Raw genomic sequence first — 6401 nt, 5'->3', positions numbered from 1 at the left:
GTTGCAGAAGTTCCTGGAGCTACTTCCTTCACCTGGACTTTGCCCAACGGCTGGAGCGGCAGCAGTTCAACGGCTTCTATCAACGCCACTGCCGGTGAGAATGGCGGAGCAATTACCGTGACCGCCAACAACAATTGCGGGTCGTCAACAGCCAGTATTCAAATTGTAGAATCTCACCCCTTACCCACAGTGACATTCGAACTCGATTCCAGTATCATCTGCAATAACTTTGGAGATTTTCCGCTGACCGGTGGTCTTCCGGAGGGAGGGACATATTCCGGCCCTGGTGTATCTGACAATGTGTTTTCACCGGCCGAAGCGGGAGCTGGTATCCACCTCATCACCTATAGCTACACGGATGAAAACGAGTGCAGCCAAACTGCGGAACAGGAAATTACGGTGGAAGTCTGTACAGATGTCCGAACTCTGAACAACGAGACGGTGCTTATTTACCCCAATCCATTCCGTCAATCGCTGGTGCTGGAATTTGAAGAAAATCGTGCGCGGGTGATAGAATTTCACAATGCCATTGGCCAAATTGTACATACCTTGCAAGACAATGGAGTGCGAATTACCGTCGACGCCAATCACCTTGCTCCGGGTATTTATTTCATCAGAATATCCGGCGATGAAAAAGTGCATCGTGTAGTTCGGAGCCAATAAATGAGCGCATAAATGCGGCTGAACAAGCTGATTTTAATCGTATTAATCACGTTGACCTGTGGTTGTTCTGCTTTTGCTGAACCCACCGGTCAACGCGATAGCCTCTTGCAGCAACTGAATATTGCCGGTGAGGATACCAACAAAGTCTGGTTGCTGAACCAATTGGCGAAGAATTCCATTCACAACTACGAAGAAATCTACCAGTGGGCGAACCAACAACTGGAGTTATCTGAAAGTCTGAATTATCCCAAGGGGAAATTCTATGCACTGATGAATTTGTCGGATGCATTTTACTTCAGTGCGCAGTTCGACAGAATGCACACCATTCTTACGCAGATGGAGCAAATGTTGCCGCACCAGGAGCTGGAAAATGAGCAAGGAATTTATCTGCTGTTGCTTTCCCGCTTTCTGAAAAAAACCGGGGAATACGACCAGGCAGCGATTCACCTTTTGGAGGCACGAGACCATTTTGCACAAATCGGAAACCGGAAAAGAGAAGCGGACGCCATCACGGATCTGGCTATCCTGCATTCCAATCTCGGCCAGTACGGTGATGCGGCAAAATACTACCGGCAAGCCCTGAACCTCTACGAACGGCATGACGACATGAAGGGCGTTTCGCACGTGCTCAGCCACATGGGAATTGTGGCTTATTATCAGGGTTATCCCGACAGTGCCGAGTATTTCCTGCTCCGCGCGCTCGACATTCAAAAGGTAGTCAATTCAGCATTGACCATCGCATCCAGCAAATCAAGCCTGGGAAATATCTACATCGAAAGCGGTCGTTACGACGAAGCCCTGCGCCTGTTTGATGAGAATTACCAAAGTTATTCGGCCATCCGCGACACGACAAATATGGCACTGGCGGTTTTGCAAAGTGCCGATGCCCAAATTGAAAAGGGCGACAATCGCCAGGCGTTGGTACTGGCAAACAAAGCATTGGAATTGCTGCGCCATTCTGAGGATTTAAACATGACCAAAAATGCCTATGAGCTGTTGGCTGCCGTTTTGGAAAACCTCGGTGAGTTTCCCGAAGCACTGAATGCGTACAAAGAGATCAGCGCTATCGAGAAAAAAATTAACGCCGAAGAGACCGCTCAAAAAGTAATCGAAGTTGAGCGGCGGTATCAATTTGAACGGCAACAGGAGCAAATTGCATTGTTGACCGAAAAGAACAAAGTCAGCGAACTGGAACTCGACCGGAATGCCAATGCACTGCGGGCCAGAACCTACCTCACCGCTTCGCTTTCCCTGTTGATTATTATGTTGATCGGCGGTGGGTGGTTTGTACGCCGACAACACCAATTGCGCGAACAGAAGAAAGCGGCCGAACTGGAACACCGCGCACTGCGAACGCAAATGAATCCGCACTTTATTTTCAATGCGCTCAACAGTATCCAGCGCATTTACCTGGAGGGTGATATCGACGAGGCCAATGAATACATTGCCGACTTTTCGACTCTCATGCGCAACATTTTGGAAAACAGCAACAAAAGCGCGATCAGTCTGCACAAAGAGCTCGAAACTTTGCGGTTGTACCTCGGACTCGAAAAACTGAGAAGTCGGAATAAGATTGATTATTCCATTTCTGTCGATCCGGAGATTGACCAGTTGAATACCAAAGTACCACCGCTGGTCATTCAACCCTTTGTGGAAAACGCGATCTGGCACGGAATCCTCCCCACAAAGGAGAAAGGAAATATCGATATCCGGCTCAGTCCCCGAAATGGAAACCTGCACTGTGAGGTATCCGACAACGGCGTGGGAATGAACCCGGATGATCGCACGAAATCGACCTCGAAGGGAATGGCCATTACCGAACAACGACTCGGAAATAAAGTGGAAATTGAAAGCAGTCCCGGCTCCGGAACGCGGGTTACATTTCTCATCCCTGCCAATACATGATAAAAGCAATAATTATTGACGACGAGGAAGATGCGCGGTTTATGCTGCGCAGTTTGATTGAGCGACATTTTGCCGACAAAGTTGAAATTGCCGGTGAAGCGGATTCTGTTTCGGGTGGAATTGAAATGATCAACCGCCACAAGCCGGAATTGGTTTTTCTCGATATCCGGATGAACCGCGAAACGGGTTTTGACCTGCTCAAAGCCATTGATAATAAAGATTTTGAAGTGGTATTTGTCACAGCTTATGATGAATACGCCGTAAACGCTTTTCGGTTCAGCGCGATGGGCTATCTGATGAAGCCGGTTAAAATCAGCGCCCTGCGCGAGGTGATTGAATCATTGGTGAAAAAATCTACCGAGGATCGGAACGACGCCCGTAAACGGCTCAAAATCCTGATTGAAAACTATGGCAGCGACCGCAAGATCAGCAAGCTGGTCATCTCCAACATGGAAGGATTTCGCGTGGTGGATATCGAAGAAATCATTCGGCTGGAAGGTGACCGGAACTACACCAACTTTATTCTGCGCGACGGCAAACGCATACTCGCCACCAAAACCCTTGGCGATTATGAGCAATTGCTCAACGAATTCGGTTTTTTCCGCATTCACCAAAGCACAGTCGTCAACCTGCGGCACGTCACCGCTTTTCACCGTAGTGATAACATGGTTGAAATGGTGGACGGCACACAACATGCCGTAAGTCGGTTGCGGAAGGCTGCTTTTTTGGAAAGGTTTATTTAGACGTTTTAATCAAAACCCAGAGCGCAAACGCGAAAAGAAATTCGCCACCGCATCAAGCACTTCATACAGTTCAAACCCGGCTTTCTACGACCAAACTACTTCGTTTTGAGCCATTTTTCGACATTCTTCATCAGCTCATCCCCGGATCAACAAACTCGATCCTACCGCTATCTCGCACAACACCGTCATCCCGTGGGATTTTGAGATGGTATCGTCGTTTATGAAATTCCTGAACCCATCTGGTCTCGCACTCTACAACCACTGCTGGAACCGCGTTTTTCCTGAATTCGACCAGCGCGAGAACCTGTTGCCGGTGTTGGAAGCGCTGAGGAGTGAGTGGTTGAATTGAGGGGGGCGGGCTTGCGATCCTTGCGTAACCCCTTGCGAACTTTGCGGTTAGGTTTTTTACCGCCTGCCTGGCCGGCAGGCAGGCAATGGCCGCTATGCCCGCCGGACGGACAGGGAGGCGCAATGGGCGCTTCACAGAAACTCAACCCCTGATCTTTCCCTCCAACCTATTTTCCTATCTTTGAACTGCACTCATGCAATTTGTTATGGATATCAAAGCGGAAAAACTCGATCTCATTCAGTGGTTATTACAACTCACCGATGAAAACGTAATCGCCAAAATCAAACAACTTCGCAACGAAGATGCTGATTGGTGGGATAGCCTCAGTGCTGAAGAAGCCCGGTCCATTCGCGAAGGCCTTGAAGAATTGGACAAAGGTGAAGGCGTTCCGCATGACCAGGTTGTGGCAGAAGCCAAGAAGAAATACGGGTTGTGAAACGTGAGATTATATGGTCAGCCCGAGCCAGAAAGGATTATCTGGAGCTAATGGGCTACCTGATCGAAAAATGGGGGTTGCCAAGTGCCCGGAAAGTTAATGCTCATTTGCTGACGATTCTTGATCAAATTGCCCATCGGCCAGAAATATTCCAGCGGTCACTAAAACACAAGGATATCAGAAAATGTGTTTTATCAAAACAAACCAGTCTTTATTACCGCGTGCGGAAAAACCAAATCGAACTCATTACGCTTTTTGACAACCGGCAGAACCCGAATCGGAAAAATTTATAAACGCAACCCTAGACCTTGCTTCCTTGCCGCCTTTGCGACCCTGACTGCCGTCAGTCAGGTTTGCGAGAAAAAAAGTTGCACGCTAAGGCGCAGAACCGCAAAGGTTGACAAACTATTCTTTGTCGAGCCATTTTTCGACATCTTTCATTAGCTCATCCCCGGAAACAGATTTCCCCGCCGCAAATTCCGCACGGGCTTCAGCTACCCTGTTTTTTTGCTCGTCGCTTAGCTGGTATTGCCCGGAAGCGGAACGAGTGTCCAAAAGCTGCATAATGGCCGCAAGGAAGTCAGCATCATCCATACGCTCCACTTGACTGATTATTCGACCCTTTACTTCTTCAATGTTCATCGTCAACAATTTGACTGAAAGTTAAGAAATTCTCGTTTTACAACTGCTCGAACAGCGTCTTTCCCGAATTCAATGAACGGAAGAATAGGATGGAACTGTTGGATACGGCGCGGGGGGGAGGCGTTGACATGAGGGCAGCTGGGCTCCTCTCATGCCACCCTATTCCAAAGATTTACCAATCCGGTATTTTAAACCGATATGCCCCAAAAATCCCATGTGCTGATTTCCAGCAGCAATATCCAATCCAAAGATTGCATGTTCAAAGGTGGCGCTCGCCAAGACTTCTATGCGACTACTGATTTCCGCAATAACGCCAACCCGAAGCATCATTGTAAAATCAAAGGGTGCATGAGAACCTATTGAATTTCTGCTATACCCGGTATTATTCCATGCTTGAAAAGGGTGGAAATAGTTGTAGGATTTGAGAATTCTTGAAAACACGGTGCCAAATTGCGCAAAGGGAGCAACTCTGTTTCCGGTTCGCATACCAATCGAAACAGGAACACTAATATAGTGGTGATTGAGTTCCATAAAAAGCCTTTCGTCCGTTGATGGTGATTCTCCGTTAAGCATACCAACGGTTTGTCCGGCTCCTCGTTTATTGTACATCAAGCCCGTTTCCAAAAAGAAGTATTTCGTAAAGCGCGATTCATAAGTGATACCAAGTGATGGACCTACTTGCCAAAGATCAACAAAACCTGTGTTTTTCAAGCTGTTTAAAGTTGAATAATTCACACCACCAGAAAGACCGAGGTGGTGCGATTGCCCACTCACTTCTTTACCTGAAAGCACAAAAACCATTGCGAAAAAAAACCAAACCCGAATCAAAGTATTCCCATATTAAACCAGAGTTGCAAGATAGAAATTATTTAAACACCAATGGAATACCTTATCCTTACGCTGGTCGGCACGTTCCAACATTATTCGCTAATCCCGGCACCTTTGTGGCTCTTGTGTCATTCCTCCTGCACCGTAACGACAACTGCTGGAACCGCGTTTTCCCGGAATTCGCCAGCGCGAGAATCTGTTGCCGCTGCTGGATAAGCTAAGGAGTGCGTGGTTGAATTGAGGCAGGCGGGCATTGCGTCTTCCCTGCCCGCGGCAGGCGGGTTTGCGCTCGTTGCGATTAGATTTTTTTTACAGCAAAGGCCTCTATGGAGGCGCAATGGGCGCAAAGTTTGTCTCGCGGTCACTCATCGACCATTCTTTCCAACAACCTATTTTCCTATCTTTGAACTGCACTCATGCAATTTGTTATGGATATCAAAGCGGAAAAACTCGATCTCATTCAGTGGTTATTACAACTCACCGATGAAAACGTAATCGCCAAAATCAAACAGCTCCGGAACGAAGATGCGGATTGGTGGGATAGCCTGAGTACCGATGAAGCCGAGGCCATTCGCGAAGGTCTGGAGGAATTGGACAAAGGCGAGGGGATTCCGCATGACCAGGTTGTGGCAGAAGCCCGGAAGAACTACGGGTTGTGACATCCGTTTCTATTATCGCGTACGGAAAAACCTATAAATGCAGCTCTATATCATATCTCCTTCGCGGCTTGCGAGAAAAAAAGTTGCACGCAGGAGGCTCAAAGGTTGCTCTCAGCTTCACGTTCCCAGAAAAAAACGTATTTTTGAAAAGGTTGAAAATAAATAGTCAATGGACA

At 47.7% G+C, this 6401-nt stretch carries 8 protein-coding genes; 6 read left to right on the top strand and 2 right to left on the bottom strand.

Annotation, left to right across the window (positions count from 1 at the left end; genetic code table 11):
- Positions 1 to 39: 39 nt before the first annotated feature.
- The 5 genes from EA392_07000 (at position 40) to EA392_06980 (ending at position 4389) form a co-directional block, all read left to right on the top strand.
- The gene (locus EA392_07000; protein TVR39281.1) at positions 40 to 663 is read left to right on the top strand and encodes a T9SS C-terminal target domain-containing protein; all 624 of its coding nucleotides are present in this window, start codon (positions 40 to 42) and stop codon (positions 661 to 663) included.
- A 12-nt stretch (positions 664 to 675) separates the two neighbouring features.
- Positions 676 to 2568, top strand: a complete 1893-nt coding sequence (locus tag EA392_06995; protein TVR39280.1) for a hypothetical protein — start codon at positions 676 to 678, stop codon at positions 2566 to 2568.
- Positions 2565 to 3311 carry a DNA-binding response regulator gene (locus tag EA392_06990; GenBank protein TVR39279.1) on the top strand — a complete coding sequence of 249 codons (747 nt, stop codon included), beginning with the start codon at positions 2565 to 2567 and terminating at the stop codon, positions 3309 to 3311. Before EA392_06995 ends, EA392_06990 begins: the two co-directional genes overlap by 4 nt.
- A gap of 542 nt (positions 3312 to 3853) precedes the next feature.
- Positions 3854 to 4096: a hypothetical protein gene (locus EA392_06985; GenBank protein ID TVR39278.1), complete on the top strand. Its 243-nt coding sequence runs from the start codon at positions 3854 to 3856 to the stop codon at positions 4094 to 4096.
- Positions 4093 to 4389: a type II toxin-antitoxin system RelE/ParE family toxin gene (locus EA392_06980; GenBank protein ID TVR39277.1), complete on the top strand. Its 297-nt coding sequence runs from the start codon at positions 4093 to 4095 to the stop codon at positions 4387 to 4389. The genes EA392_06985 and EA392_06980 overlap by 4 nt, the downstream gene beginning before the upstream one ends.
- A 112-nt stretch (positions 4390 to 4501) precedes the next feature.
- Here the strand turns inward: EA392_06980 and EA392_06975 are convergent, their stop codons facing one another.
- Positions 4502 to 4738: a hypothetical protein gene (locus EA392_06975; GenBank protein TVR39276.1), complete on the bottom strand. Its 237-nt coding sequence runs from the start codon at positions 4736 to 4738 to the stop codon at positions 4502 to 4504.
- Between the two features lie 159 nt (positions 4739 to 4897).
- Positions 4898 to 5566 (bottom strand): hypothetical protein, encoded by a 669-nt coding sequence (locus EA392_06970; GenBank protein ID TVR39275.1) that lies wholly within the window; start codon positions 5564 to 5566, stop codon positions 4898 to 4900.
- A gap of 416 nt (positions 5567 to 5982) precedes the next feature.
- Between EA392_06970 and EA392_06965 the strand changes: the two genes are divergently transcribed.
- On the top strand, positions 5983 to 6225 hold the full coding sequence (locus tag EA392_06965; protein TVR39274.1) for a hypothetical protein: 243 nt from the start codon (positions 5983 to 5985) through the stop codon (positions 6223 to 6225).
- The last annotated feature ends 176 nt before the right edge of the window (positions 6226 to 6401 follow it).

Source organism: Cryomorphaceae bacterium, from assembly GCA_007695365.1.
Taxonomy (GTDB): Bacteria; Bacteroidota; Bacteroidia; order Flavobacteriales_D; family SKUL01; genus SKUL01.
The sequence above is the reverse complement of the archived record's forward strand: the minus strand, read 5'-3'. Positions and strand labels throughout refer to the sequence as shown.

Bases quoted from the DNA above. Each gene is read 5' to 3' on its own strand.
- EA392_06995 (TVR39280.1), top strand. From the start codon at position 676: ATGCGGCTGAACAAGCTGATTTTAATCGTATTAATCACGTTGACCTGT.
- EA392_06990 (TVR39279.1), top strand. From the start codon at position 2,565: ATGATAAAAGCAATAATTATTGACGACGAGGAAGATGCGCGGTTTATG.
- EA392_06985 (TVR39278.1), top strand. From the start codon at position 3,854: ATGCAATTTGTTATGGATATCAAAGCGGAAAAACTCGATCTCATTCAG.
- EA392_06975 (TVR39276.1), bottom strand. From the start codon at position 4,738: ATGAACATTGAAGAAGTAAAGGGTCGAATAATCAGTCAAGTGGAGCGT.
- EA392_06965 (TVR39274.1), top strand. From the start codon at position 5,983: ATGCAATTTGTTATGGATATCAAAGCGGAAAAACTCGATCTCATTCAG.